A 25877-nucleotide genomic window follows, 5' to 3' on the forward strand; every position below is an offset into this window, starting at 1 on the left:
TAGATTTGCGCCAAAAGATTTGCATGCTTATCCGGTTTATTCTGAAACCGTAAATGTTTATAATAACCCGGTTCACTGACACCAAGAACGCGACAGAGCATGGCGACAGGCCATTGTCTCCAATGGTTGGAAATGTAGACCATCCGGTATTTATTTGCTATTTCTTTCGGCGTTTTACAAAAAAAACAAGGGCATCCTGTAAGATCTCAATTTCATCTCTGGCTTCCTGCAATTCTTTTTCGAGCTGTTTTAAACGTTTTGGATCTGTTCTTGGAACATTACCAGGGTCTTCAGAAAATCCGATCTTTCCGCTCTTTGCTTTGCTAACCCAGGTATATAATGTATCAAGCTAAATTCCCAACCGCTCTGCTGCTGCCCGGTTACCGATTTCATTTGCCAGTTTTAACGCTTCAAAATGTTCCTCTGAGCTATATGCTTTCTTCATAATTAACCAGTCCTTTTTCTTTCTATTTTACCTCATTTCCTTGTAGTTTGGGACTGCACTTTTATGATAACACTCCATTTCGCTGTTAACTCATTTTAGGGCAGTCTGTAATTTTGCAATATCGCCTACTTTTTTCAATGGTAATGCCCTTGATTATATAGCGCCTTTCTTACGTTTTAATGCGTAATAAAACACCTAACATTTCTGCTGGATGCTTTATGTTTTCTGGATTAAATTTCTATAATCTCTCTAGCAATCTTCGTTTGTATATGTAGCTATTAAGACCAGGTTCTTTGGACAGTTCTTTCGAAAAATACTGTGCCGCCCTTAACCAATTGACTCGGTCTATATCAATAGTCGAGTACAGCGTGACATCAAGACACTTATTAACATTATCAACTGTAGCTGATATATGCTTAAAATTCTTTCTATGTAATCTATTAAACGAAATTTCTGTATTATTAATCGCAGGAATTAGAATGGCTGGATTAAATAAGTTTGATAGAAAATAAGCTTTAAACTTGTAATAGAACATTAATTTACCCCTCCCACGATTTCTTTTAACATATTAATTGTTTTTCGGTTGCCTTCTGTCTCTCTGAAAAACAAGCGTATTATTTCTATTAATGCCCGTTCATCGGTAAGTTTCAATTTTTCATCAACTATATCTAGAATATCTTCTCCTAGGAATTCTGATTCGCCCTTAAAGAGCCTTCCGTTAGGAGTGATTAATCCATTATATGGTTCAATTTTACTTAATTTAGAAATAAAGTTTCGGATTGCTTTAGTCGGAAATTTAAGCCACGCCTCACTTACTAAAATAAATTGTAGCGTATTACCATTTTTTATTTCTATAGTGTCTTCCTCAATTCCTTTTTTATTAGCAGCTTTCATTCCTGCTATTGTGTAATCTTTTGCAATTTCCTTTACTAGATCCAACGTTGGATCTAATTTTAATCCCTCCCTATTTTTTAACAATTCAGGATACAGTCTTATCTGATACCTATACATAATTCATCAACCTTTCTGTTTATTTCATTAAATTTAATGACTTTAACAGATTGTATCATGATTTCCTAAAAACAACAACCACTATTTCGCATTAGTAGTTATGCTTTTTACAGAATTAAAAATCATCAGAATCCTCCTGAAAAAGAGAGCTCCACATAGGGCATTGATAACACTTTTTGCACTTAATACTTTTGATCACAATCACGTAGTCGATTGTTTTCCCGTTATGGGTTGTTGTTCCTTCCTGAAAATTCCCACCACAATATCGATATTAACATTTCATTTTATTCAGTTATGATTTTAAGATTATAAATTATAATAGCTTTTTGAAACAAAATGTTTGATAATAAAAATACATTATATTATGAAATCTATTTTTAAAAATTCAAAAGTCCAAACAAAATTGAATATTCCAATCTGATAGTGCACCCTTTCCGGTGATTCAGAGCAGTATTTCCGATATTTCAAAGCACCCTTTTCCGGAGCTAGTGCAGTAGCGTTATAATTGTTTTATGCACAAGCAATTGTGTAAATACAATTATGGAGGTCGATAATTATGGTAAATTATCGAGAAATAATCCGGCTGAAAAGTCAGGGTTACACTAATACAAGTGTTGCTACCAGCACTAGGAGCTCACGTAACACGGTTGCCGAGGTTTGGCAGTTGACACAGGATAAAGACATTTCATGGCCGATTCCGGATGAACTGACCAATCCGGATCTTCAGACGATTCTGTATCCCGGCCGTGCCGGCATCAATGGCAGGAAACTTCCTGACTTCGAAACCATGCACAATGAACTGGCCAGACCCGGGGTGACGCTTTCCCTGCTTTGGGCTGAGTATTGCGAGCAGTGTCGAAATGAGCAGGTGATACCTTACCAGCATTCCCAGTTTAACGAGAAGTATCATGCTTATGCCGCATCCAAGAAAGCGACGCTGCGCATTAAACGTAAGCCGGGTGAACTCATGGAAGTCGACTGGGCGGGAAAAACACTCACAGTCATTGACGAAGCCATTGGGGCGCCTGTGACGGCCTATGTTTTTGTGGCCTGTCTGCCTTGTAGCCTTTACAGCTATGCCGAAGCTTTTCCGGATATGAAATCACCCCACTGGATTGAAGCACATGTTCATGCCTACCGTTATTTTAACGGGGTAACCCGTATTGTTGTGCCCGACAATCTGAAAACCGGGATCATTAAGAATACCCGAACAGACTTGATTTTAAACCGTTCCTACTATGAGATGGCTGAATATTATGGAACAGCGATTATTCCAGCCAGACCATACTCACCCAAAGATAAGCCAGGTGCCGAAGGAACGGTCGGTGTGATTTCAACATGGATTATTGCAGCTCTCCGTAATCGGAAGTTCTTTTCCTTTATCGAACTCAATCATGCCATTTTGGAAAAGCTGGCGGAATTCAATGCGAAATCCTTCCAGAAAAAGAAGGGCAGCCGGCTCTCGGCATTCGAAGAAGAAGAGCAATCCTTCCTCATGCCTTTACCTGCTGCCCCATATGAAACGGCTGTCTGGTCAACTGCCACCATCCAACCTGATTATCTCATAGCTGCCGGGAATTGCAAGTATTCGGTACCTTATGAATTTATTGGCAAACAGGTAGACATACGTACGACTGAAAAATGTATCGAAGTTTTCTACCATAATAATCGTATCGCTTCTCATGTGAAAGTTGCCTATGCGAAAGATCCCATTTATCTGCCGGAACACATGCCGGAAAACCACCGAAGATATCTGAGTTATAATACCGAATCCTTCCTGGAATGGGGTGAAAGTATTGGTATCGCAACAGTGGGTGTGGTAAAGACCTTTCTCTATGCCTATAAAGTTGAACAGCAAGGTTATAAATCCTGTGCCTCACTGATGAAACTGGCCGACCGTTATTCAACCGAGCGTCTGGAAGCTGCCTGTAACCGGGCTTTGTCCTATACGCCGAATCCAAGTCTGAAAAACATCTCGACCATTCTAAAGAATGGCCAGGATAAGGTTCACCCTCAGTCGTCTGTTGTTAAAACAAGCGGACAGTATGGCATTACCCGTGGCGCTTCTTATTTCAAAGGAGGCAGCGATAATGATTAAACAGTCCACCATCGATAAACTCCATGATATCCGTCTTTCCTGCATGGCGGATGCCTTTGAATCTCAGTGTCGTAGTCATGCCTTTGATGCACTTTCCTTTGAGGATCGTTTTTCAATGCTGGTCGATAAGGAATGGGATCAACGGCGAAACACGAAACTGGCCAAACTGATCCGTATGGCCGAGTTTCGGCATCCGAACGCTTGTATGGAGGCGATTGAATATCATCCGGATCGAAAACTGGATAAATCACAAATGCTGGAACTGTCCACTTGCGGCTATATCATCGACAACCACCATATCATCTTAAAAGGTGCTTCTGGAAATGGTAAAACTTATATCGCTTGTGCACTTGGGATTGCTGCCTGCCGTAACTTTATAAAAGTCAAATACGTCAGGCTTCCCGACTTACTTAATGAACTTGCTATCGCCCACGGTGAAGGCACCTACCAGAAAATCATTAAAAGTTATCAGAAAATCGATCTTCTGATCCTGGATGAATTTCTGCTGTGTCCCTTAGGCAGTGACCAGGCCAGAGAACTGCTTGAAATCATTGAAGCACGAACCGTCAAAGGTTCGGTTATCTTCTGCACACAGTTTGAACCACAGGGCTGGTATGAACGGATCGGTACCGAATCGGATGCCACGGTTTCCGAAGCAATCATTGACCGTATCATCCATAATGCCTATGAAATCATGATCAATGGCAAGATTTCCATGCGTGAACGTCATGGTTTAAATACATCGCCAAGTGAAGCCGGTGTTCGCCATGAGTAACGAGTACAACAACTCCGATAATATCTATGAATTTTGTAAACTGATCGATGTGATGATCAACGACATCAAACATCTGGAATCAGAAACAGTTCGTTATCGCTATGCATTGAGTCGTTATCTGCCTGATCATGAAAAAGAAAATCTCCGCAGTGATATTCTGTCAAATCTGGCAGACCGTTATTACTGGAGCGAAGCTTATCAGCAATATATACAGATGTTTTATAATAATCAGGATCCCATGGACTCCGATGAGTGGTGCGAACATATCTGTCGCCTTGCTCACGGTCACGATGATTCTGAGTATTAGCAGTTAGTTACAACGACTAGTGGATTAGCTTCTGTGAGGATGGCTCACATTCTCCTTGAAGCGGGTTAAATAAGTACGCAAAGGAATTTTATCGGTTAGAATCTTCTGCACTCTGTCCGGAAACATTGCACTCGTTTTACGGACAGCGTGCTCTGAATCATCGGAATAGGTGCACTATTCAATTGGAATATTCAAAAATAAAGTCTACCCCTATAATAGACTTTTGAAACAAAACGTTTGATAATAAAAATACATTAAAATATGAACTTTATTTTTAGAATTTCAAAAGTCCAAAACAAAATAAAGTCCATAATTTTTAAAATGGACTTTATTGAAATTTGTAAGTGTTTATCAGTGTTAGAGGGTATTGCCTCAAAAGTCCATAAATTTCTAGTTATCATCCATTAAATAGGAATAGCCGCAAAGAGAACTTACGTTTGTTTTTTTTCTGCGGATATGTTATAATAAGCTATAAATATTTGGAGGAATGCTAATGTACGAGGATTTAAACAGCAAACAGTTTGCAATATTAAAATTTATTGAAACCCAAATGCGAGATAAGCGTTATCCCCCATCGGTGCGGGAAATATGTGCCGCTGTAAATTTAAAATCGACTTCCACTGCTCACACTTACTTAAAAAAGTTGGAGGAACTGGGATATATCAAGCGGGACTCTACGAAAACCCGCGCCATTGAAGTCCTTCGTCACGATCCCAATGAAACGCTTTCAAGTTACTTTGACGAAAAGACGATTGTTTCACTGCCAATTTTAGGTTGCGTAACAGCCGGCGCACCGATTCTGGCGATTGAAAATATCACCGATATTTTTCCACTGCCGTTAGATTTTACTGGGACAGACGCCGCATTTATCCTTGAAGTTAAGGGAACAAGCATGATTGATGCCGGTATTCTGGATGGCGATAAGATTATCGTCAGAAAACAGGAAACCGCAAGAAATAGTGAAATCGTTGTGGCGCTCCTGCTTGAAGATAATGAAGCCACAGTAAAACGAATCTTTTATGAAGACCCCGATAAAATTCGTCTCCAACCCGATAATAAAACGATGGATCCGATTATCTGTAATGCCGAAGATGTCAAAATTCTCGGCAAGGTTACTGGATTAATCCGTAAATTTTAAACAAAAAAAAGATGTGCAAACATCTTTTTTTGTTTTTAATATTTATTTTGTCTAATTCATTTTAGCTAATCCAATTTCATTTTGTCTTCAATATTTTTAAAGATATCTTTTTCAATATGATTCTTATTAGCTTTTACTAATTCAATCTGGCTTTCAAATAGTTGATTCTGCAAATCCAGAATTGTTTTACGGCTGGTTTCGCTTTCAATCTTACTTTGCCGTAAATGCTCACGATATTGAGCCAGCAAATCACTTTTTTCATCCAATTCTTTTTGCAGCAATTCTGTTTCTTCAACCAGGGTTTCATATTTCGCTTTTTCTTCATTTAATACACTGTTAGTTTTCTCAAGTTCTTCTTTGACCAGTTTAATCTCGCCGCTTTCTTTAGCTTTGAATTCTTCACTAGTACGAACTTCTTCTTCCGCAATGAACAGCCGCTCAGTAATATTCATACAGCCTAGTATCGCAATCCGAATGTGATTGGTAAAAGGATTAGCAGCCTTGACGCGTTCCAATTCGGCATTGACGTAATCAGAAACATGTTGGATATGCTCTTCGTTTCCCTTTGCCTTTAAATTAAATTCGGTATCTAATATGCGTAATTCCATTATTGTTTGTTCAGGCATTTTTTCCTCCTGTGAAATAAATTAAATTCTTTAATAGTAATAGTCATGTTCTACTACGGTACTTTTATTATCTGTTCCTTCTATTATATGTAATAAACGAAAAAATTACAAATGATTTATCAATTAATAATTTTTGATGACTCGAGTAAGCTCAGTATTTTCGATAATCTGAAAGTTTATATGCTTTTGGCTGAGGTGATTAAATCCCTCCCACGATTCTTCATAAATGACCGGGATTGAGTAAATCGGCTTATTATTTTTATTGGCGTAATCCAATGTATGGATGGTTCCGCTGCCCGGCGAGAAATTGGATACGATCAAAAACTGACTCGCACCGCTTTGTAGACGATCCCGTTCGATGAATTTATAGGGCTGAACTGTTTCATGATGACTGTATTCTGAGATCAGACAGCCACCCTGATCGCAAATTTTTTCCGCCAAGCCTTGATTTATGACCGGATAAACCTGGTTCAAACCCGATGGTAAAAATGCCACTGACTTTCCACCAGCATCCAGACAGCCTAAATGTCCATAAAAATCTGAACCAATCGCCAGGCCGCTGATCACCACAAAATTGTTTTCGGCCAGAATCTTAGCTGCCTGATAGGCAAAATCGGATCCCAGCTGGGTCGGCGTGCGGCTGCCGATGACTGCCGCCCTTTTAGGGTGATTTAAGACATCAAAATCACCTTTACAAAATAGTAATACTGGGGAATCAATGAAATTCAGACTCTCCGGAAAACCATCATCTAAATAGGATTTACATTGGATTCCCAGCTCATCACAATCATCGATTAGCCGTTTGCTATAGTCCATGGCTGCTTCAATTTCTGTTTGACTGATTTGTCTTGAAATAATATGAAAGGTTTGGCCGATTTCCACAATCTCCTGGAATGATAAACCCCGGGGTGCGGTGATCATCGCCAGTAGCAGTTTAACTTTCTGGCGCCCGACCCCTTTTAATTGCAAGAGCCCGATAATAATCTCATGAGAATGATTCATACCCGTACGTAGTTGTTATTCGCGCAGCTGGGCGTCAAATGATCGTTTTAACTCGCTGAGGATTTGATCGATCACCGGATTTATATCATTGTCATTTAGGGTGCGTTCGTGATGTCTGAAGTTCAAGGCATAAGCCAGACTCTTATAGCCATCAGGAATTTGAGCCCCGGTGTAAACATCAAATAAGTCGATACTTTCAAGAATTTCGCCGCTGTTTTTACGGATAATAGCCTCAACCGCAGCCGCCGGAATATCAGATTTTAATAAAATCGCTAGATCCCTGTTTGAAGCCGGGAATTTGGGCAGATCGGTAAATTTGTTATCGAGTGATGAGCACTCAAAAAGCGCATCAAAAGACAATTGGCACACATAACAACGCTTAGGTAGTTCATAATTCTTGACGACCACCGGATGAATCTCACCGATTTCACCTAATTTTATGCCATTCACAAAAATTTCAGCTTTTCGTCCGGGATGAAGGAAGTCTGATCCACCAGCGATAAACTCCGGATATTTAATTCCTGACTGCGCTAGTAACAGCTCAACTGCCCCTTTTAAATCAAAATAATCCTCACTGCCATAACTACTGATGGCCAGTTTCTGTTCTTCGATGGGTAACTCCCCGGGCTTTTCATTTTTACGATAGGTATTGGACAATTCGAAGAACTGACCAAATGGATTTTTCCGACTATAGTTTAGTGAAATCACTTCCAATTGATGTCCGACAAGGGTATGGCGCATAATACTGTTTTCTTCACCTAATGGGTTAATCAAAGGGATGAGGTTATCCTCACGCTGTGAATTCAGCCCTTGAAGACGTTTTTCGCTGGTGAAAGAGGATGTCAGCGTTTCATAATACCCCTGACCCACCAGGATGTTTTTGAGAGCGTCTTGAAATTTTTGAACCGGGGTTTTACCACCGACCATGGTTTCGCCCCCCATGATGGTACCAGGGATCATATCATAGCCAAAAATCCGCACGACTTCTTCAGCCAGATCTTCCTTTAGTTCAATATCCAGCCGATAACTGGGGACTTCAACTTCCAGAACATGATCACTAATTTTCTCAACCGTGAAAAATAACCGGGTCAGCATTTTTGAGATCTCAGCGATTGTCAGCGAAATACCCACAAAAGCATTGAACCAATTAACATCCAGGTTGACTTTTTTCAAGGCTTCCACGCAGGGATACACATCGATCAAGCCCTCAATGACTTCACAAGCACCGATTTCCAGCAATAGATGGGTTGCCCGCAGGGCTGCAATGCCAGCCAATTCGGGATCGACACCCTTTTCAAAACGGGAGGATGCCTCGGTTCTCAGACCAAGCTGTTTTGCCGTTAAACGGACACTGCCTTTGTTAAAATTAGCCGCCTCCAGCACGATTAGACTGGTTTTTTCGGTTATCTCTGAATTTTCGCCACCCATTACACCGGCAACCGCCACCGGTGCCTGACCATTGGTAATCATCAGCATCGTTTCATCAATGTTCCGCTCTTTATCATCGAGGGTAACAATCTTTTTATCAGTGGTGGTTTTGACAACAATCTCCTGGGACTGGAGGCTATCATAATCAAAGGCATGAAGCGGTTGTCCCAGTTCCAACATTACGTAATTGGTGACATCGACAATGTTATTAATCGGACGAACCCCACTGTTCAGGAGTTTGACCTGCATCCATAGTGGTGATGCTTCAATTTTCTTGACTTTCAGCATTTTGGCTACATAGCGGGGACAGGCTTGATCTTCAATTTTTACTGATAAGTAATCGGCGATCTGATTCGAACTTTCTGTAGCAGCATAAATTGTAAAACCGGCCATCGGAAGATCCAGGGTTGCTGACGCTTCCCGGGCGATGCCGATGATCGATTGGCAGTCTGACCGGTTAGCCGTCAATTCGACATCGATGATCACATCATTAAGCCAAAACAGTTCTCGCGCATCCATTCCCAGCGGAGTGCCTGCTGGTAGAATCAGAATCCCTTCCATGATTTCTTTGGAAAACAAATCGGTATTCATGCCCAGTTCTTCAATCGAGCAGAACATCCCATAGGAAAGCACTCCTCTAAAATCATTGGTACCGATTTTGGTGCCATCAGCAATCACTGCCCCATCAACGGCAACTGGAACGATAGCGCCTTCAAAGACGTTTTTGGCGGCGGTGACAATCACCCGCTCATCGGTTCCCATGTCCACGGTACAGACAATCAGCTTATCGGCATTGGGATGGGGTTCAATTTTAGTGATTTTTCCAGTAAATATATTGACCACATTTTCAGAAACAACCGTCAATGTTTCGACTTTTGTACCTGACATGGTCAGAGCCTCGCCAAAATCATAAGGGGGTATTTTTATATCAACAAATTCTTTTAACCAATTCAGTGAAACGAACATATTATGGTTCCTCCTATTTAAATTGCGCTAAAAAGCGCAAGTCGTTTTCAAATAATAAACGCAGATCAGTGATCCCATACTTGGTTAAGGTAATCCGATCCAGTCCCATTCCAAAAGCAAAGCCACTGTATTCATCGGGATCGATACCACATAACCGTAAGACATTGGGGTGAACCATGCCGCAGCCCAGAATCTCGATCCAACCGGTGTTGCTGCAAACCTTGCAGCCGACGCCCCCGCATTTGAAACAGGTGACGTCCATTTCCGCACTTGGTTCGGTAAAATAAAACTGGTGCGGTCGGAATTTCGTTTTGGTCTGTTCACCAAAGAGTTTTTTAGCAAATAGATCCAGGGTTCCTTTAAGATCGCTCATGGTAATGCCCTTGTCGATGACCAGACCTTCCATTTGATGGAAAACCGGCGAATGGGTAGCATCTATTTCATCGCAGCGATATACCCGACCCGGTGAGATAATCCGCAATGGCGGTTTCTGTTCCTGCATAACCCGCACCTGGACTGGTGAGGTCTGGGTTCTCAGAACAATGTCGTCCTGATAATAAAACGTATCCTGCAAGTCTCTGGCAGAGTGATCCTGAGGAACGTTCAGGTAGTCAAAATTATATTTAGCCCATTCGATTTCTGGACCTTCGGCAATCGAAAAGCCCATCCCCAGAAAGATTTCTTTCAATTCGTTGACGGTTGTGGTCAATGGATGAAGATTCCCAGCCAGATGCTTTTTCCCCGGTAGGGATACATCAATGCTTTCTTCTCTGATCTGCGCTTCGATTTCCTTATGTTCAAGCAACTGTTTCTGGGCTGAAATGTTATTCTCAATTTCTTCCCGTATTTCATTGGCCAATTTCCCAATTATTGGTCGTTCCTCGCTGGAAAGCTTGCCCATGCCCTTCAGGGCAATGGTCAACTCCCCTTTTTTACCGAGATACTTTATTCTCACATTGTCCAGTGTTTTTAATTCTTCAACATCATTAAGATCGGTCAAACAGCGATCTCTTAATTGTTTAAGTTCTAACTCCATTTCTTTCTCCTTTTTTAATTATCTTATTAAATGCTTTTTTAAATCATTTGTTGTTAAATCATTTTCTTTTAAATAAATAAAAAAATCGTCCTTCTGAAAAGGACGAAATTACTCCGCGGTACCACCTTAAATTAATACTGATTGCATTCACTCAAAATTTTAACGCAATTAACGTTAGAGGCTAAAGGCCATCAAAAACGGATGATGACGTTCACGTCTAAAACTCCAGAGGGAACTTCAATAAAATTAAAAACAAAAATCTCTCAGCCTGGGATTTTTTCTCTGTAAAATTTAATATTTATCTACTCGCTCTATCATTGTTGATAAGCTATTTAATTTTTGTTTCGATTTTGCACTAACAATATTATTTAAAATCTCTGACCAGGTCATACATAATAATCCCTGCTGCGGTTGCCACATTAAGCGACTCGGCCCGACCCAAAATAGGAATTTTGAGTAACAGATCACAGCATTCACTCATCTCATGTGACATGCCCTGGGACTCGTTCCCCATCACAATTGCAAACGAGCCGTTAAGGGGTTTGCGCTCCCATAATGAACCGCCCGTTAAGGAGGTACCAATGAGGGTTATCGGCTGGCTCTTTAATTGCTTCACATAGTCGAGCAATGACTCTACTTGATAAATCGGCAAGTGAAAAACTGAACCCATAGAACCCCTTAACACTTTCTCATTATAAACATCGGCTGTTTTGGTGGAAGTCACAATACAGTCAAAGCCAGCCGCATCAGCAGTTCGGATGATGGTGCCAACATTGTAAGGATCCTGAACATCTTCTAATAAAACATAACGTTTGAATGTACCAGACGGGACGCTTATTTTAGACAACACACAGATAATTCCTTCAGGTTTTTGCAAACTTGAAATTGATGACAAAATTGAAGAGTTTACAATCGTTACCGTTACATCATTTTCGCTTAATGCGATTAAATAATCGCTGTTCGAGCCAGCATTAATTTCCAGCCAATCTTTTGTAATAAAAATTTGTTTAATCCGCAATTCGTTTTTGACGGCCTCTAGAAAAAGCTTGGTTCCTTCGATTGCAAAGGTTCCCTCCGAATCTCTAAAGGATTTACTACTAAGTTTTCGCAGATATTTAAGTTGATCATTATTTTTAGAAGTGATTTCCTGAAACATCGCTAATGATCTTTTCGGGATAGCTTATTAATCTCATTAATAGATCGATTTTCGCCCATGACAATCAGCTTGTCACCCGAATGAATAATATCATTTGCAACAGGTGAAGCATTTAAAACATCAAGGGTTCGAATGGCGATCACATTTAAGCCATGCTTTTCTCTCAAGTTCAACTGATCCAGTGATTTTCCTTCCCAGATATGAAGAGACTCCACTTCAACAATGGAATGATTGGTATCCAGCTCTAAAATATCGATAAAATCGCCAGAGAAAAGATTATGTGCAACGCGCTCACCCATATCACGTTCAGGAGAAAATACTTTCTTAACGCCTAATTTAAGCAGCACCTTTTCATGCTGAGCATTATTTGCTTTCCCATAAATTTCGCTGATTCCCAGCTCCTGAGCATTGACAATTCCCATGATACTGCTGTTAATATCGGAAGTAATCGAAACAACCACGGCGTCCACATTTTTTAACCCAATCGACTTCAGGGCGTTGATATCTGTAACATCTGCCTGAACCGCATAGGTTACTAAATTAGCAATATTTTGAATTTTTTCTTCGTCTTTATCGACAACAACAACATTACAGCCCAACTCACTGAGCGTGATGGCAAGTGCTTCACCAAAACGCCCTAAACCAAGGACTGCAAACTGCTTTTCTTTCAATTAATACTCCTCCTCTAGCCAATCATAATATTGCCTTCCGGCAATTTAAAATTACCAACGTTTTCCCGGGCTCGTTTTTCACTGCGTGAAATAGCATAGGCTACCGTTAATGGACCCAGCCGACCGACAAACATGGTAATACTTATGGCTATTTTTCCCCCAATTGATAAATGAGGGGTTAATCCGGTTGTTAAACCAACCGTGCCAAATGCCGAAATCACTTCAAAAACTACAGTTTCAAAAGAAGCATCGGGCTCTGTACATAATAACACAAAAATCATAGAGATGACAATAGCGAACGCAATAACCAGAACTGAAATTGCCCGGCGGATAGCCGGACCTAAAATACTGCGTTTAAACGCAACGACATCCTTGCGGCCATGCAGTACCGAGACAACTGTCATTATGATAATGGCAAATGTGGTTGTTTTAACACCTCCACCGGTGGAACCTGGCGATGCACCGATAAACATTAAAAGCATCGTTAAAAACAATGACGGAGTCGTCAAAGCAGCAATATCGATGGTATTATACCCGGCGGTTCGCGGTGTGATCGACTGAAAAGCGGCGGCCATAAATTTTACTGGAAGCGATAAGTTGCCCATGGTATTGGGATTATTATACTCAAAAATAAAAAAGAACACAAAACCGACGACCAATAAAGCACCCGATACAGTTAATACCAATTTGGTATGCATACTCATTTTATTGAACTTGCGGACATTAATCAAATCACTGGTAACGGCAAATCCCAATCCACCGAGGATAATTAAACCACCAATAACAAAATTGACAATAAAATTACCGACGTATTTTGTTAAACTGGAATAATTTCCAAACAGATCAAAACCGGCATTACAAAAAGCTGAAATAGCATGAAACAAGCTATATGCAGTGCCCCGCAAGAAACCGTATTCCGGGATAAAAACAAGTGCCAGCAATAATGCCCCGATTCCTTCGATCACCAGCGATGAGAAGAAAATATATTTGGTAAACTTAACAATCCCTGAGATGGAATCCATATTCACCGAGGATTGAATTAACAGCCGGTCTTTGATGGTAATGCGTTTCCCCGCCAGTACAAAAAACATGGTAGTTAGTGACATGAAACCCAACCCACCAATCTGAATTAGAAAAATAATGACGACTTTCCCGAACACTGACCAAAATGTCCCTGTATCGACAACCACTAATCCGGTCACACAGACAGCCGAAGTTGCTGTAAATAAAGCGTTAACAAAACCGCCGCTCTCCCCAGAAGTACTGGCAATGGGCAGGGTAAGAAGAATTGCTCCCAGAAGTATAACCAGAGCAAATCCGTAAATCAGCATTTCCGCAGGGGAGCGCTGTCCAACAAATTTTTTGAAATTCCAACGTATTTTTTCTGCCACGATTCTGTCTCCACATATAATATTTGACAATCATACATATTTTAACATGCTGTCATAAAAAAGCAACAATAATATCCAATAAAAAAAACTTCCCAATCATGGATAATCCGTTGAGAAGTTTTTTCAGTACGATTAGTTCATGTTTTTCTTTGATACTTCAACTAAGTCTTTAAAAGCATTGATGTCATTCATGGCCAAATCAGCTAAGATTTTACGGTCAATTTCAACACCTGCCTGTTTTAAACCAAACATGAATTTGCTATAGCTTAAGTCATACATTCTGGCACCGGCATTGATTCGAGTGATCCATAATCTTCTGAAATTTCGTTTCTTTTCTTTACGGCCAACATATGAAGATCTGAGTGCCCGCATAACGGCTTCATTTGCTGATCTATATAACTTACTTTTAGCGCCATAATAGCCCTTTGCAAGTTTAAGTACTTTTTTATGTTTCTTTTTGGCATTAACGCCCTTTTTAATTCGCATTATTTATTTCCTCCTATCTTCAAATATTATCTTTTAACCATTTTGATCATTTTCATAACTACTTTAGCATCTCCAGGAGCTAAACCAGTAGCTTTTCTGAGGTTTCTTTTTCTCTTACTGCTTTTTTTGTTTAGAATATGGCGTTTACCAGCTTTTGTCCGCTTGATAAAACCTGATTTTTTTATTTTAAAACGCTTTGCAGCACCACGGTGTGTTTTCATTTTTGGCATAACTATTTCCTCCTCCCTGTACAAGGTATCTTTTATAAAAAACTATATCTGAGAAACTTAATTAAAAAACAGCTAAGTTTAGCTAACAGATAGTCAATTAACACATTGAGTTATTTATTTTTGCTTGGGTGCTAAATACATAACCATATTTCGGCCTTCAATCTTCGGTGCCTTTTCAACCACGGAAAGATCAGAAACACGTTCTGCAAAATCAAGTAATACTTCTTTTCCCTGTTCCGTATAAGCCATTTCACGGCCTCTGAAACGAATAGCCACTTTGACCCGACTACCTTGTTCCAAGAATTTAATGCAATTTTTAATTTTAACATTAATATCATGCTCTTCAACTCGAACCGACATACGAATTTCTTTAATAACCACAGCTTTTTGATTTTTTTTAGCTTCTTTTAATCGTTGAATTTCTTCGTATCTAAATTTTCCGTAGTCAAGAATCTTACAAACCGGCGGTTTTGCGTTTGGTGAAACTTTCACTAGATCCAAATTTTTCTCATCGGCTAATGCTTGAGCGTCTTTTGTATTCATGACTCCCAACATCTCACCTGCTTCGTCAATTACACGGATTTCGCGATCACGGATCTCGTTATTAATTTCGTGTTGAACATCTTTGCTAATAGTAATATACCTCCATATATAAAAATTGCAGGTAGAGTCACTCCACCTGCAAAAAAATACTAACGAACAATTATAATACGTTCATTCATATTTACCTATTTCCCTAAGAAATGAGGTGAGAAGTGTGATTCCTCTACTTTGTTACTACGCTATTATATGCTTATTCATCATCAATGTCAACTGTTTTTTTTATGAAAGTAACGCCCGGTCATTAGCGAATTCTTCGCCACTGACCTGACCAAAGCGTTTCAGTAAATCTTCAACGGTCAGCTTCTGTTTTTCTTCGCCTCTGATGTCCAGAATAACCCGTCCCTCATGCATCATGATCAATCGATTACCATGTTCAATGGCATGGCGCATATTATGAGTGACCATCAGGGTCGTCAGATTGCCTTCTTTAACAAAACGGTCACTGAGCTGCAGCACCTTGTCGGCTGTTTTGGGATCTAAAGCCGCTGTGTGTTCATCCAGCAATAGTAATTTGGGCTTTTTCAGTGTTGCCATCAATAAGGTCAATGCCTGTCGTTGTCCCCCCGAAAGCAGACCCACCTTGGCATGGAGCCGATTTTCCAGCCCTAAATCCAGATGGCTGAGGTACTCTTTGTAAATCTCTCGTTCCTTATGACTGATTCCCCAGCTCAATGACCGGGTTTTGCCACGACGATAGGCCAGGGCGAGGTTTTCTTCAATCCCCATATTGCCGGCCGTACCCATCATTGGATCCTGAAATACCCGGCCGATGACCGCCGAACGTTTATGTTCGGGAAGCTTAGTAACATCCAATCCATCAATCAGAATGGAACCCTTATCAACGCCAAAGACCCCGGCCACACAATTGAGAAATGTTGACTTACCGGCTCCGTTGCCGCCGATCACCGTGACAAAATCACCTTCTGCCAGTGACAGACTGAACTTACTCAAAGCAACTTTCTCATTAACCGTTCCGGCATTAAATTTTTTTTCGATATCATTAATAATTAACATTTATAGATCGCCTCCGTTCATCGATTTTTTAAGGGGGCGAAGATAGGTTTTAAAGACCGGTAATGACAGCGCAATTGCCACTGTGATCGCAGTAAACAATTTTAAATCATTGGCTGGCATACCCAACTTTAATACGAGGGCAATGATAATTCGATAGGTGATGGCACCAAGCGCTAGTGAAATTAGGCAATTGAAAAAATTTCGGGTGCCAAAAATAACTTCACCAATAATAACTGATGCCAAACCAATAACGATTGACCCGATTCCCATCTGAATATCAGCAAAGCTCTGGCTTTGAGCGATTAATGATCCAGAAAGTGCAACCAGACCATTGCTGATGACCAGACCTAGGATGATCATATTATTGGTGTTGATCCCTTGGGCTCGAGCCATTTGTGGATTGTCACCAGTAGCCCGGATGGCACAGCCGATTTCGGTTCCGAAAAACCAGTATAAAAGACCAACAATTGCCATCACACTGATAAAGCCAAAGAGCATGACCGAATATGTTGGGCTTAATCCCAGGTTTTCCATGGGGGTAAATACAGTATCAATCCGTAATAGTGACAGGTTGGCCTTGCCCATGATCCGCAGATTGACCGAATAAAGTGCGATCATTGTTAATATACCTGCCAGCAAAGCGGGTATTTTTAGTTTTGTATGAAGAATTCCGGTGACCAGTCCCGCCAGCATCCCACCAACAAAGGCTAAACATGTAGCGATGAAAGGATTCATCCCATTAAAAATTGAAAAAGCTGCGATGGCAGCTCCCATTGCAATACTTCCTTCTACTGTTAAATCAGCAATATCGAGTATTCGGTAGGTGATATAAACGCCGATCGTCATGATGGCCCATAGCAGACCCAGCGATATTGCACCTAATATAATCTCAAACATTATTCTGCCTCACTTCTTATCTATTGATTATCTTGATTAATAATTTTAGCAAGCAGTAATGGGATCCATTACTGCTTGCTAAATCGTTTCTATTCAAATCTTTTATTTTGCGGTAATAACATATTGCTGAAGATCAGCGGGAATTGTTAAGCCAATTTCCTGAGCGACCGCACCATTGATGGCATACTCAAATTTAGAAGCTGATTCAATTGGCATGGTTGCCGGTTCTGCTTCGCCTTTAAGGATTTTCACGGCCATTAAACCAGTCTGGTAACCCAAGTCTGAGTAGCTGATTCCTAAGGTGGCTAAGCCACCTGATTCCACCATCCCGGATTCGCCGCAGATGACCGGTGTTTTTGATTGCGCGGTAATGCTTTGAACCTGAGGCATTGCTGATGCAAAGACATTATCGGTAGGAATGTAGATGGCATCACATTGGCTGACAATCGATTGAGTCGCCTGTTGAACATCATTTGAATTGGTAACCGTTACTTCGACATATTTCAGTCCCAGTTTTTCAATCGCTTCTTTAGCAATTTTAGCCTGAATTACTGAATTATCTTCGCTGGAAGTATAAAGAACCCCAACTGTTTTAGCAGTCGGTACTAATTTTACCAGCAGGTCAATTTGTTCCTTGATTGGGTTCATGTCGGTTGTTCCGCTGACATTTCCGCCCGGTGCTTCGTTTGAAGTGACCAGACGAGCTGCTTCATAATCGGTAATAGCTGTTCCCAAAATTGGGATTTCGGTGGTTTTACCAGCGATGGCTTGGGCCGCCGGGGTCGCAATGGCGAGCACCATATCGACCTTGTTACTGACAAAACGGTCACTGATGGTTGATAAATTACTTTGATCACCCTGGGCATTTTGGACATCGATGGTAATATTATCGCCATCTTTATAACCATTGTCGGCCAGTGCGGTGACAAAGCCTTCCCGGGCGGCATCAAGAGCAACGTGATCAACGTATTGAACAATCCCGATGGTCGCTTCTTTACTTTCTTCTTTGGTGGCCGAGCTTGTGCATCCGGCACCTAAGGCAACTACAGCTGCAACGAGCAGAACGGTCATTAATTTTTTTCCGTGTTTTTTCATTTCTTTTCCTCCATTTTCATTTTTTATTCAATAAAACCTTTTCAGGCTGAATTGTTCGTGTTGGCTTCTTCATTTTTACATTCACGCAAAAAAAATTCGTCTCTGTATAACAGGGACGAATACAAATTCGCGGTACCACCTTGCCTTTGATGCTTACACATCACACTCTGCAAGCAACCTTAGTCACTTAACCATGATAACGGTTGGTATCCGACCCAGCCTACCGGGCATAGCCTTTCGGTGAGCAGCTCTCAGGATGTATTCATAACGGTGTCCCGCTTTCTCGCACCAACCGAAAGCTCTCTGAAAAGATCATCCTAATTATTACTTGTTCCTGGTCATCACTTTATTGTTTTTTATTATATTTATACGAGTCGAATTTGTCAACCTTTATTGCAAATTCGACCCGTATTATTCCTGATTTAGTCCAAGGTCAATGACTTTGTGCTAATTTTTTGAATCAGTTTTTCTTTGAGATCGGCAAGACTGATCAGGCCCGCATCGCCAGTGTCGCGGATTCGCAGCGCCAGGTCACCGCCTTCGGCTTCTTTATCGCCGACCACCAACATATAAGGAACTTTTTGCATTTGTGCATCCCTGATCCGGTAACCCAGTTTTTCATCGCGAACATCCACCGAGGTGCGAACGCCAATGGCAGTTAGTTCTTCAGCAATGCCCTTGGCAAAATCATGGTGGGCATCAGCAACCGGAATAACCATCACCTGAACCGGTGCCAGCCACACCGGGAATTTTCCGGCAAAGTGCTCAATCAGAATCCCGAAAAACCGTTCGATACTTCCTAAAATGGTGCGGTGAACAATAACTGGACGGTGTTTTTCGCCGTCTGATCCAATATAATTTAGGTCAAAGCGTTCCGGCATCTGGAAATCCAGCTGGATAGTGCCGCACTGCCAGGTACGACCCAGGCTGTCCTCCAGATGGAAGTCAATTTTGGGACCATAAAACGCCCCGTCACCCGGGTTTAAACGATAGTCGATGGCTTTTTTCTCCAGCGCATTTCTTAAGGCGTCGGTCGCTATTTCCCAAACTTCATCCGAGCCAATGGCTTTTTCTGGTTTGGTGGAGAGCTCAACCCGATAATTAAATCCGAAAATTTTATAGACGTCATCAGCCAAATCAATGACCTTAATGACTTCGGCTTCAATTTGATCCGGGGTCATAAAAATATGGGCATCATCCTGTGTAAAGTTACGAACCCGCATCAGACCATGGAGGGCGCCATGCAGTTCATGACGATGAACCAGACCCAACTCAGCCATCTTTAAAGGCAAATCCCGATAGGAGTGTCCTTTTCTTTTATAAACCAGCATTCCGCCCGGGCAGTTCATCGGTTTAACCGCATAGGAGGCATCATCAATTTCGGTGAAATACATATTTTCTTTGTAATGATCCCAATGACCGGATCGTTTCCACAGTTCAGCATTGAGAATAATTGGCGTTTTGATTTCCTGGTATCCCCGCAGTTGATGGATCTGTCGCCAGAAATTTTCCAATTCGTTGCGAATAATCATTCCTTTGGGATGGAAAAATGGGAAACCTGGACCTTCTTCCTGGAGTGAGAAAAGATCAAGTTCTTTTCCTAATTTGCGGTGATCCCGTTTTTTTGCTTCTTCCAGTCGGGTCAGATAAGCTTCTAATTCGCTTTTTTTCGGGAAGGTAATTCCGTAGATCCGCTGCAGCATTTTGTTTTTTTCATCACCGCGCCAGTAGGCTCCGGCCAGGCTTAACAGTTTTACCGCTTTAATCCCGCTGAGATTTTGAATATGAGGGCCGGCGCAAAGATCGGAGAACTCACCCTGGGAATAAAAGCTGATGATGGCGTCTTCCGGCAGATTTTCGATCAGTTCCGCTTTATAAATTTCGCCTTCGGCATTTACTTTAGCTAGGGCTTCGTTTCGGCTTAGTTCATAGCGATTGATTACCAAACCTTCTTTGACAATTTTAGCCATTTCCTTTTCAATTTTTTCCATGATTTCCGGGGTGATAATTACATCCACATCAATATCATAGTAAAAGCCACTGTCGATCGCCGGGCCAATCGCCAGTTTTGCCTGCGGATAAAGTCGTTTGACCGCCTGAGCCAGCAGATGGGAACCGGTATGCCAGAAAGCATGTTTGCCGCCTTCATCTTCGAATTTCAAAAGATTAAGGGTGGCGTCTTCATTAATCGGTTGACGGACATCGACAACCTCGCCATTGAGCTCGCCGGCCATGGTATTTTTAGCTAAACCAGGACTGATATCATTGGCAACTTCAAGAACAGTAATTCCGGGTTCATAAGTCTTTATGGATCCGTCTTTTAACGTAATAGTAATCATATTTTCTCCTTTATTTTTGCGCTAATTGTGAAACCAGCGTATTTTCAAGCGACTTGGTTCTTTAAAACATTTATTTTAAAAACAAAAAAGCCCCTTTGTTAACCAAAGGGACGTATCAACGCGGTTCCACCCAATTTGATTCACTTTCATGAATCCACTTAAGTTCTGAATAACGGTCAGCTCCGAAAAACCCTACTATAAAAGAAAGTGAAAAAATGTAAATAACACAACTTTCCAATCGATTTCAGGTTTCGACTCCAAGGTGGTTTTCAATTATCTTTGGTACAGGCAATTACAGCCAGGTTGCCTACTCTCTGAAACTTTTGGATAACTTACTCGTCCTTATCAGCATCTTTTTTTATTTTTATTGCTTATTAGTATAACCTTTATCTAAAAAAGAATCAATACTTTTCAGCAAATTTAATATTTCATTGAATGATAATGCTAGAGCCGGCCTCAGAAAATACCATTAATCCCGGTTTTTCTTCTGATGACAAAGCAGCTCCAGTAAGCCGGCTGAGAAAAGCAGCCGAAAAATACTGAAATTTGACCTGGGTATAGATTTTTTTTGGTGCCAGGTTTATGAAGCTACCCAGATAAGTCTCGATATTCTGGGGATCTTTTAAAAACTCGAAGATCCATTCTTTATCCGGACTGGTATCACTCATACCGGCTGGCAGTCTGAGTTCCCGAGCGAGAAAGTCGAATTTAAGCCATTCCCCGATCTGTTCGCTTTTTTGATGATCCTTGAAAAATCCCAAGAGTATCCCAAAGAGCTGTTCCTTTGATTTGCCCACATCATAATATCCCTGACTGTCCCAATAGCTGGAAAACGCTTCAAAAAAGTCAAAGGGGGTGCTGTAAATCCGGGCAGCAAAAACGAAAGCCAAGCTATATTTGAATGCACCACTATTGAAGTAGCGATCCACCAACACTTCAATTTGACGCAATTGATACAGTTCTGCAGCGCTGATATATTTATTTGAAATTATCTCATAAGGTGGAAAACTGGCATACTGATAGTCATGGATTTCCGACTCTTTGCGAATACGGGTGCCTTTCAGACATTTCAGAAAGCCCAGTTGCAGCATATCGGGATCAAGGGCTATCACCCGATTAAAGGATGACTTGAAAACCCCATAGGTTTCATGGGGTAAGCCCGCAATCAGATCCAGGTGAATATGAATATTATGTTGATCCAACAATTTTGTTACATGTTCTTCGGTTCTCGTCACACTGATTTTTCGGCCAATCGCCGAAAGCGTAGCGGGGGCCGTACTTTGAACCCCGATTTCAAGCTGTATCAATCCCGGCGGTGCCGTGTTCAGCAGCGCAATCATCTCATCATCGATCAGGTCACCGGTCATTTCAAAGTGAAAATTAGTATTGCCGCCTTGATCAATTAGATGTCTAAATATTTCTTTTGCCCGACCCAAGTCGCAGTTAAATGTCCGGTCTACCAGTTTGACCTGCTTGACGCCTGCCAGAATAAAGAAATCCAGTTCCGCAAAAACCCTGTCCAGACATAACAGATTCAACCCCTGTTTAGCCGAAGAAAGACAATAAGAACAGGAAAATGGGCAACCGCGCATGGTTTCATAATAGATAATCTTATGATTGAGATTGTCCATATCCAAATTTAAATACGGAAAAATTAATTGGTTTAACGGAACCGGTTTAGCATCCGGATTTTCGATCAGTTCACCGGATCGGTTGCGATAGCAGAGACCGGGAATTTTACTAAGGTCATTCAGATTATCATTTGTCAGTAGTGCTTTTAACTTGTCTTCCCCTTCGCCCTGAATAATGAAATCGCAAAAAAGGTGCTCTTCCAGTAGGGACAAGCCATCAAAACTGACCTCCGGGCCGCCAAAAATAATCTGCACCTGCGGCCTGGCTTTTTTAATGACTTCGGCCAACTTAAGCACAATCTCCATATTCCAGATATAGCAGGAAAAACCAATCCGTCTGGCTTCCTGATCCAGTAGCAGCTTGATGATGCGATGAATCGGGTCATTGATCGACATTTCCAGAAAATCGACCTCAAAATCCGGCAGCTGCGCCTTTAATGAGCGAACGGCCAGATTGGTATGAATATATTTAGCATTGATGGCGACTAAAACAAGATCTTTCACTAGTAACCTCCAGTTTATCGGATGGTGCAAGTATAATACCCGTTTAGGGGTATTATGCTTTTATTTTGCTTTCATTGAGCTGAACTTCCGATATGAAAGTCTATACATTAAACCGGAAAAAAGTAACATCGCCATCTTTCATGACATACTCTTTTCCTTCCACTCGTGTAACACCGCTTTCCTTGGCTTTCACTTCAGAACCGGCTTCAATCAATTGTTCGTAGCTGGTAATTTCTGCTCGAATAAATCCGCGTTCGATATCACTATGGATTTTGCCGGCTGCCTGGGGTGCTTTGGTACCTTCGGTGACCGTCCAAGCTCGTATTTCCTGGGGTCCGGCGGTTAAAAAGGTAATCAGACCCAACAGTTTATAACCAGTTCGAATGACCTGATCCAGTCCTGATTCGGCCAAACCCATATCGGATAAAAACTCGGCTTTTTCGGTATCGTCAAATTGGGCGATTTCTTCTTCTATTTTGGCTGATATTTTTATAATATCCTTATGATTACCAGAGTGGTTTTCTAAAACGGTTGCTTTTAATCGGGTTACCATTTCATTATCCTCATGGAGATCATCTTCAGAAACATTGGCGATATAAAGAACTGGTTTAATGGAAATCAACTGAATGGTTTGAATGAATTCCCATTCATCGGTTGAAAAATCATCGTCATTAGGCATTTTACCCACTTCCAGAATTTCACGCAGACGCATGGCTACTTCGATGTTGGCTTTTTCCTGCGGATTAGTTTTGGCCAGTTTTTTATTTTTTTCAATCCGGCGATCAAGCATTTCAATATCAGCAAAAATCAATTCCAGATTGATGGTTTCCAGATCGTCAATGGGATCGATTTTTCCCTCGACATGGACGACGTTGTCATCTTCAAAACAACGGACAACATGAACAATGGCATCAACCTCGCGGATATGTGAAAGAAACTTGTTGCCAAGTCCTTCCCCTTTACTGGCACCGCGCACGAGACCAGCGATATCGACAAATTCGATGGTGGTGGGAATAACTTTTTTAGAATTGTACATTTTTTCTAAAACAGCCAGGCGGGGATCTGGTACCGTCACAATCCCAATATTGGGATCAATGGTGCAAAAAGGGTAATTAGCAGCCTCTGCCCCAGCCTTGGTTAACGCATTGAATATGGTGCTTTTCCCGACGTTGGGTAAGCCAACGATTCCTATCTTCATAGTTACCTCTTTCTAATTTTCTTAGCAATGAAATTATTTTTTTATTTTATTTGGTACTGATATTCTGTCCCGGATACATTAATCCTGACATTTAAAAAGGTGGATTTTCCCGTCCCGAAGGATCAAGAAGTGCCACCATTTCGATTTGTTCAGCGATTCGGTTGAAACCTAAAGGTCTTGCTTAACCATAAACGATTTATCACCAGGAGATTATCCTAAGAAAAAGTGTCGATCAAGCCGCTTGTTTGAGACTCAGGCTATCGACTAACTGGACTACTTTTCCAAAGTTTTTCGAGACTGTAAAACTCACGTTCTTCAGCATGGAAAACATGGATGATCACATCGTAATAATCCAATAAAATCCAACGGCCTTCTCGTTGACCCTCGATGTTTTTGGGGAATATTTCTAATTCTTTGGCTTCATATTCAATATTGTCAGCAATGGCTTTGACCTGACGTTCAGAACTCCCGCTGGCAATAACAAAATAGTTGGCAATCGATGTCATTTCTGTTACATTAATGACCTCAATATCGATTCCATTTTTGTCTTCAATCCACCCTTTTATTTTTTGTGCAAATTCTTCTGGATTAATAAAAATCACTCACTTTCTTTTATAATTTTAATCTCTTCTATTTTTGTTTAATAATCAAATCATTTCGCGCATCAATGGTTCGCTTGTGAATCAGGGCTCCGGTTTGCGCCACATGACAGATGCAGTTGGTTAATGCCATAATGGTTGCCCCATCCAAATCGGTTTCGGCCATTTGACGAATGGTCTCAACCTCCGGAAAAGAACGATCTTTTTCAATATAGTCAGCCAGATAAATAATCTTATCCAGGGTATTCATGTTTTTACATCCGGTGGTATGACAATCAATGGCGTTTTGAATCGCAGCGTCATCAATGCCGTAACGTTCTTTAGCAAGAACCGCCCCCACCGGGCCATGAAGCAATTGGGGATCATTATGACTGATCCGATCGATCTTGATCTGATGCTTTTGGGCATAGTCTAGCTGCTGTTGGTCGGTTAGATTCTTGGCACAGTCATGCAGCAACGCTGCCAGTCTGGCCTGATCCAGATTACATCCGAAGTCTCTAGCCATTTTATCAGCTGCCGCAACCACATTCATCGTGTGTCTGAACCGTTTAGGGGTTAGGTTCTTTTTTAAATCAGCTTCGATATCAGTCCAATTCATGGTTATCCTCTATTGACGTATGCGGCAAATAAAGGCGATGTTCATGAATGTAGGTTTCCACCGCATCGGGTAGTAAGTAACGGATTGAATAACCATTTTTAATGCGGGCTCGAATATCAGAAGAGGCGATGTCCATTTCAGTGGCGTACAGCTTAAAAATAGAAGCCCCATAAATTTCCTGGAGCTCTTTGATCCGCATATCCAACCGATCATGACTATAACCCGGCCGGAAGGTGGTGATAAACTTCACCGACTTCAACAACTCCGGGGCACCCTTCCATAAGGTGATTTCAAACATTAAATCAGCCCCGGCGATGAAATAAAAATCGCAGTCCGGATAAATCTCTTTAATGCTATTGATAGTATCAATGGTATAGGTGATGCCATTTTGATCAATTTCATGGGTTAAGATTTCAAAACTGTCATTGCCAGCGATGGCCAGTTCAACCATTTTAAGCCGGTGTTTTCTGGCAATTTCGTCCTGAGATAATTTAAATGGGTTATTCCCGGTGGGAATAAACAATACCTTATCCAATTCATATTGATCCCGGGCCGACTCCGCCAGCAGCAGATGACCCGTATGGATGGGATTAAAACTTCCTCCCAGAAGACCGATTTTTTTCTTCATCTCAA

General features: G+C 41.2%; 24 protein-coding genes and 4 other annotated features. Of the genes, 4 read left to right on the forward strand and 20 right to left on the reverse strand.

Translation table 11 applies throughout. From position 1 onward, the window contains the following. Positions 1–979 precede the first annotated feature (979 nt). Positions 980–1456, reverse strand: coding sequence for a hypothetical protein (locus tag Q7J41_RS16445; protein ID WP_304889527.1), 477 nt, complete (start codon positions 1454–1456; stop codon positions 980–982). Between the two features lie 556 nt (positions 1457–2012). Here Q7J41_RS16445 and istA point away from each other — a divergent pair. The 4 genes from istA (at position 2013) to lexA (ending at position 5774) form a co-directional block, all read left to right on the forward strand. After that, positions 2013–3554 carry an IS21 family transposase gene (gene istA, locus Q7J41_RS16450; RefSeq protein ID WP_304889528.1) on the forward strand — a complete coding sequence of 514 codons (1542 nt, stop codon included), beginning with the start codon at positions 2013–2015 and terminating at the stop codon, positions 3552–3554. Then, complete coding sequence (gene istB / locus Q7J41_RS16455; RefSeq protein WP_304889529.1) at positions 3547–4329, forward strand: IS21-like element helper ATPase IstB; 783 nt, start codon at positions 3547–3549, stop codon at positions 4327–4329. The genes istA and istB overlap by 8 nt, the downstream gene beginning before the upstream one ends. Next, positions 4322–4636 (forward strand): potassium channel protein, encoded by a 315-nt coding sequence (locus tag Q7J41_RS16460; protein WP_304889530.1) that lies wholly within the window; start codon positions 4322–4324, stop codon positions 4634–4636. Before istB ends, Q7J41_RS16460 begins: the two co-directional genes overlap by 8 nt. Before the next feature lie 493 nt (positions 4637–5129). After that, positions 5130–5774, forward strand: coding sequence for a transcriptional repressor LexA (gene lexA / locus Q7J41_RS16465; protein ID WP_304889531.1), 645 nt, complete (start codon positions 5130–5132; stop codon positions 5772–5774). Between the two features lie 65 nt (positions 5775–5839). Here lexA and zapA read toward each other — a convergent pair whose 3' ends face one another. The 19 genes from zapA to nadD form a co-directional block, all read right to left on the reverse strand. Continuing rightward, positions 5840–6400, reverse strand: a complete 561-nt coding sequence (gene zapA / locus Q7J41_RS16470) for a cell division protein ZapA (RefSeq protein WP_304889532.1) — start codon at positions 6398–6400, stop codon at positions 5840–5842. A 123-nt stretch (positions 6401–6523) separates the two neighbouring features. After that, positions 6524–7402, reverse strand: a complete 879-nt coding sequence (locus Q7J41_RS16475; RefSeq protein ID WP_304889533.1) for a DNA-processing protein DprA — start codon at positions 7400–7402, stop codon at positions 6524–6526. A 15-nt stretch (positions 7403–7417) separates the two neighbouring features. Continuing rightward, entirely contained in the window at positions 7418–9796 is a 2379-nt protein-coding gene (gene pheT, locus Q7J41_RS16480) for a phenylalanine--tRNA ligase subunit beta (protein WP_304889534.1), read from the reverse strand. A gap of 13 nt (positions 9797–9809) precedes the next feature. Then, complete coding sequence (gene pheS / locus Q7J41_RS16485; protein ID WP_304889535.1) at positions 9810–10832, reverse strand: phenylalanine--tRNA ligase subunit alpha; 1023 nt, start codon at positions 10830–10832, stop codon at positions 9810–9812. 95 nt (positions 10833–10927) lie between these two features. Beyond that, positions 10928–11159, reverse strand: a binding site (T-box leader). A gap of 37 nt (positions 11160–11196) precedes the next feature. Next, positions 11197–11988: an RNA methyltransferase gene (locus Q7J41_RS16490; protein ID WP_304889536.1), complete on the reverse strand. Its 792-nt coding sequence runs from the start codon at positions 11986–11988 to the stop codon at positions 11197–11199. 2 nt (positions 11989–11990) lie between these two features. Continuing rightward, positions 11991–12659, reverse strand: coding sequence for a TrkA family potassium uptake protein (locus tag Q7J41_RS16495; RefSeq protein WP_304889537.1), 669 nt, complete (start codon positions 12657–12659; stop codon positions 11991–11993). A 14-nt stretch (positions 12660–12673) separates the two neighbouring features. Further along, positions 12674–14050: a TrkH family potassium uptake protein gene (locus Q7J41_RS16500; protein WP_304889538.1), complete on the reverse strand. Its 1377-nt coding sequence runs from the start codon at positions 14048–14050 to the stop codon at positions 12674–12676. A 132-nt stretch (positions 14051–14182) separates the two neighbouring features. Continuing rightward, a complete protein-coding gene (gene rplT, locus Q7J41_RS16505) occupies positions 14183–14536 on the reverse strand; it encodes a 50S ribosomal protein L20 (protein WP_370651032.1) in 354 nt (117 codons plus the stop codon). A 26-nt stretch (positions 14537–14562) separates the two neighbouring features. After that, positions 14563–14766, reverse strand: coding sequence for a 50S ribosomal protein L35 (gene rpmI, locus Q7J41_RS16510; RefSeq protein WP_026393216.1), 204 nt, complete (start codon positions 14764–14766; stop codon positions 14563–14565). Between the two features lie 114 nt (positions 14767–14880). Then, positions 14881–15405 (reverse strand): translation initiation factor IF-3, encoded by a 525-nt coding sequence (gene infC, locus Q7J41_RS16515; RefSeq protein WP_304889586.1) that lies wholly within the window; start codon positions 15403–15405, stop codon positions 14881–14883. 7 nt (positions 15406–15412) lie between these two features. Next, positions 15413–15544, reverse strand: a sequence feature (ribosomal protein L20 leader region). Between the two features lie 44 nt (positions 15545–15588). Beyond that, entirely contained in the window at positions 15589–16383 is a 795-nt protein-coding gene (locus Q7J41_RS16520; RefSeq protein ID WP_304889539.1) for an ABC transporter ATP-binding protein, read from the reverse strand. Continuing rightward, on the reverse strand, positions 16384–17280 hold the full coding sequence (locus tag Q7J41_RS16525; protein ID WP_304889540.1) for an ABC transporter permease: 897 nt from the start codon (positions 17278–17280) through the stop codon (positions 16384–16386). A gap of 102 nt (positions 17281–17382) precedes the next feature. Beyond that, on the reverse strand, positions 17383–18375 hold the full coding sequence (locus Q7J41_RS16530) for an ABC transporter substrate-binding protein (protein WP_304889541.1): 993 nt from the start codon (positions 18373–18375) through the stop codon (positions 17383–17385). A gap of 108 nt (positions 18376–18483) precedes the next feature. Beyond that, positions 18484–18726, reverse strand: a binding site (T-box leader). A gap of 71 nt (positions 18727–18797) precedes the next feature. Next, entirely contained in the window at positions 18798–20714 is a 1917-nt protein-coding gene (gene thrS, locus Q7J41_RS16535) for a threonine--tRNA ligase (RefSeq protein WP_304889542.1), read from the reverse strand. 103 nt (positions 20715–20817) lie between these two features. Then, positions 20818–21072 (reverse strand) — a binding site (T-box leader). Between the two features lie 70 nt (positions 21073–21142). Next, positions 21143–22849, reverse strand: coding sequence for a B12-binding domain-containing radical SAM protein (locus Q7J41_RS16540; protein WP_304889543.1), 1707 nt, complete (start codon positions 22847–22849; stop codon positions 21143–21145). A gap of 100 nt (positions 22850–22949) precedes the next feature. After that, positions 22950–24047, reverse strand: coding sequence for a redox-regulated ATPase YchF (gene ychF, locus Q7J41_RS16545; protein ID WP_304889544.1), 1098 nt, complete (start codon positions 24045–24047; stop codon positions 22950–22952). Positions 24048–24304: 257 nt separating this feature from the next. Beyond that, entirely contained in the window at positions 24305–24649 is a 345-nt protein-coding gene (gene rsfS, locus Q7J41_RS16550) for a ribosome silencing factor (protein WP_304889545.1), read from the reverse strand. Between the two features lie 28 nt (positions 24650–24677). Continuing rightward, positions 24678–25244 carry a bis(5'-nucleosyl)-tetraphosphatase (symmetrical) YqeK gene (gene yqeK / locus Q7J41_RS16555; protein WP_304889546.1) on the reverse strand — a complete coding sequence of 189 codons (567 nt, stop codon included), beginning with the start codon at positions 25242–25244 and terminating at the stop codon, positions 24678–24680. Further along, positions 25231–25872, reverse strand: coding sequence for a nicotinate-nucleotide adenylyltransferase (gene nadD / locus Q7J41_RS16560; protein ID WP_304889547.1), 642 nt, complete (start codon positions 25870–25872; stop codon positions 25231–25233). The genes yqeK and nadD overlap by 14 nt, the downstream gene beginning before the upstream one ends. Positions 25873–25877: the final 5 nt, after the last annotated feature.

The sequence above is a fragment of the Acetobacterium sp. genome, assembly GCF_030652775.1.
Lineage (GTDB): Bacteria > Bacillota > Clostridia > Eubacteriales > Eubacteriaceae > Acetobacterium.

Coding starts and splice junctions, on each gene's coding strand:
- Q7J41_RS16445 (WP_304889527.1), bottom strand. CDS start 1,456: ATGTATAGGTATCAGATAAGACTGTATCCTGAATTGTTAAAAAATAGG.
- istA (WP_304889528.1), top strand. CDS start 2,013: ATGGTAAATTATCGAGAAATAATCCGGCTGAAAAGTCAGGGTTACACT.
- istB (WP_304889529.1), top strand. CDS start 3,547: ATGATTAAACAGTCCACCATCGATAAACTCCATGATATCCGTCTTTCC.
- Q7J41_RS16460 (WP_304889530.1), top strand. CDS start 4,322: ATGAGTAACGAGTACAACAACTCCGATAATATCTATGAATTTTGTAAA.
- lexA (WP_304889531.1), top strand. CDS start 5,130: ATGTACGAGGATTTAAACAGCAAACAGTTTGCAATATTAAAATTTATT.
- zapA (WP_304889532.1), bottom strand. CDS start 6,400: ATGCCTGAACAAACAATAATGGAATTACGCATATTAGATACCGAATTT.
- Q7J41_RS16475 (WP_304889533.1), bottom strand. CDS start 7,402: ATGAATCATTCTCATGAGATTATTATCGGGCTCTTGCAATTAAAAGGG.
- pheT (WP_304889534.1), bottom strand. CDS start 9,796: ATGTTCGTTTCACTGAATTGGTTAAAAGAATTTGTTGATATAAAAATA.
- pheS (WP_304889535.1), bottom strand. CDS start 10,832: ATGGAGTTAGAACTTAAACAATTAAGAGATCGCTGTTTGACCGATCTT.
- Q7J41_RS16490 (WP_304889536.1), bottom strand. CDS start 11,988: ATGTTTCAGGAAATCACTTCTAAAAATAATGATCAACTTAAATATCTG.
- rplT (WP_370651032.1), bottom strand. CDS start 14,536: ATGCGAATTAAAAAGGGCGTTAATGCCAAAAAGAAACATAAAAAAGTA.
- rpmI (WP_026393216.1), bottom strand. CDS start 14,766: ATGCCAAAAATGAAAACACACCGTGGTGCTGCAAAGCGTTTTAAAATA.
- Q7J41_RS16520 (WP_304889539.1), bottom strand. CDS start 16,383: ATGTTAATTATTAATGATATCGAAAAAAAATTTAATGCCGGAACGGTT.
- Q7J41_RS16525 (WP_304889540.1), bottom strand. CDS start 17,280: ATGTTTGAGATTATATTAGGTGCAATATCGCTGGGTCTGCTATGGGCC.
- Q7J41_RS16530 (WP_304889541.1), bottom strand. CDS start 18,375: ATGAAAAAACACGGAAAAAAATTAATGACCGTTCTGCTCGTTGCAGCT.
- thrS (WP_304889542.1), bottom strand. CDS start 20,714: ATGATTACTATTACGTTAAAAGACGGATCCATAAAGACTTATGAACCC.
- ychF (WP_304889544.1), bottom strand. CDS start 24,047: ATGAAGATAGGAATCGTTGGCTTACCCAACGTCGGGAAAAGCACCATA.
- yqeK (WP_304889546.1), bottom strand. CDS start 25,244: ATGAATTGGACTGATATCGAAGCTGATTTAAAAAAGAACCTAACCCCT.
- nadD (WP_304889547.1), bottom strand. CDS start 25,872: ATGAAGAAAAAAATCGGTCTTCTGGGAGGAAGTTTTAATCCCATCCAT.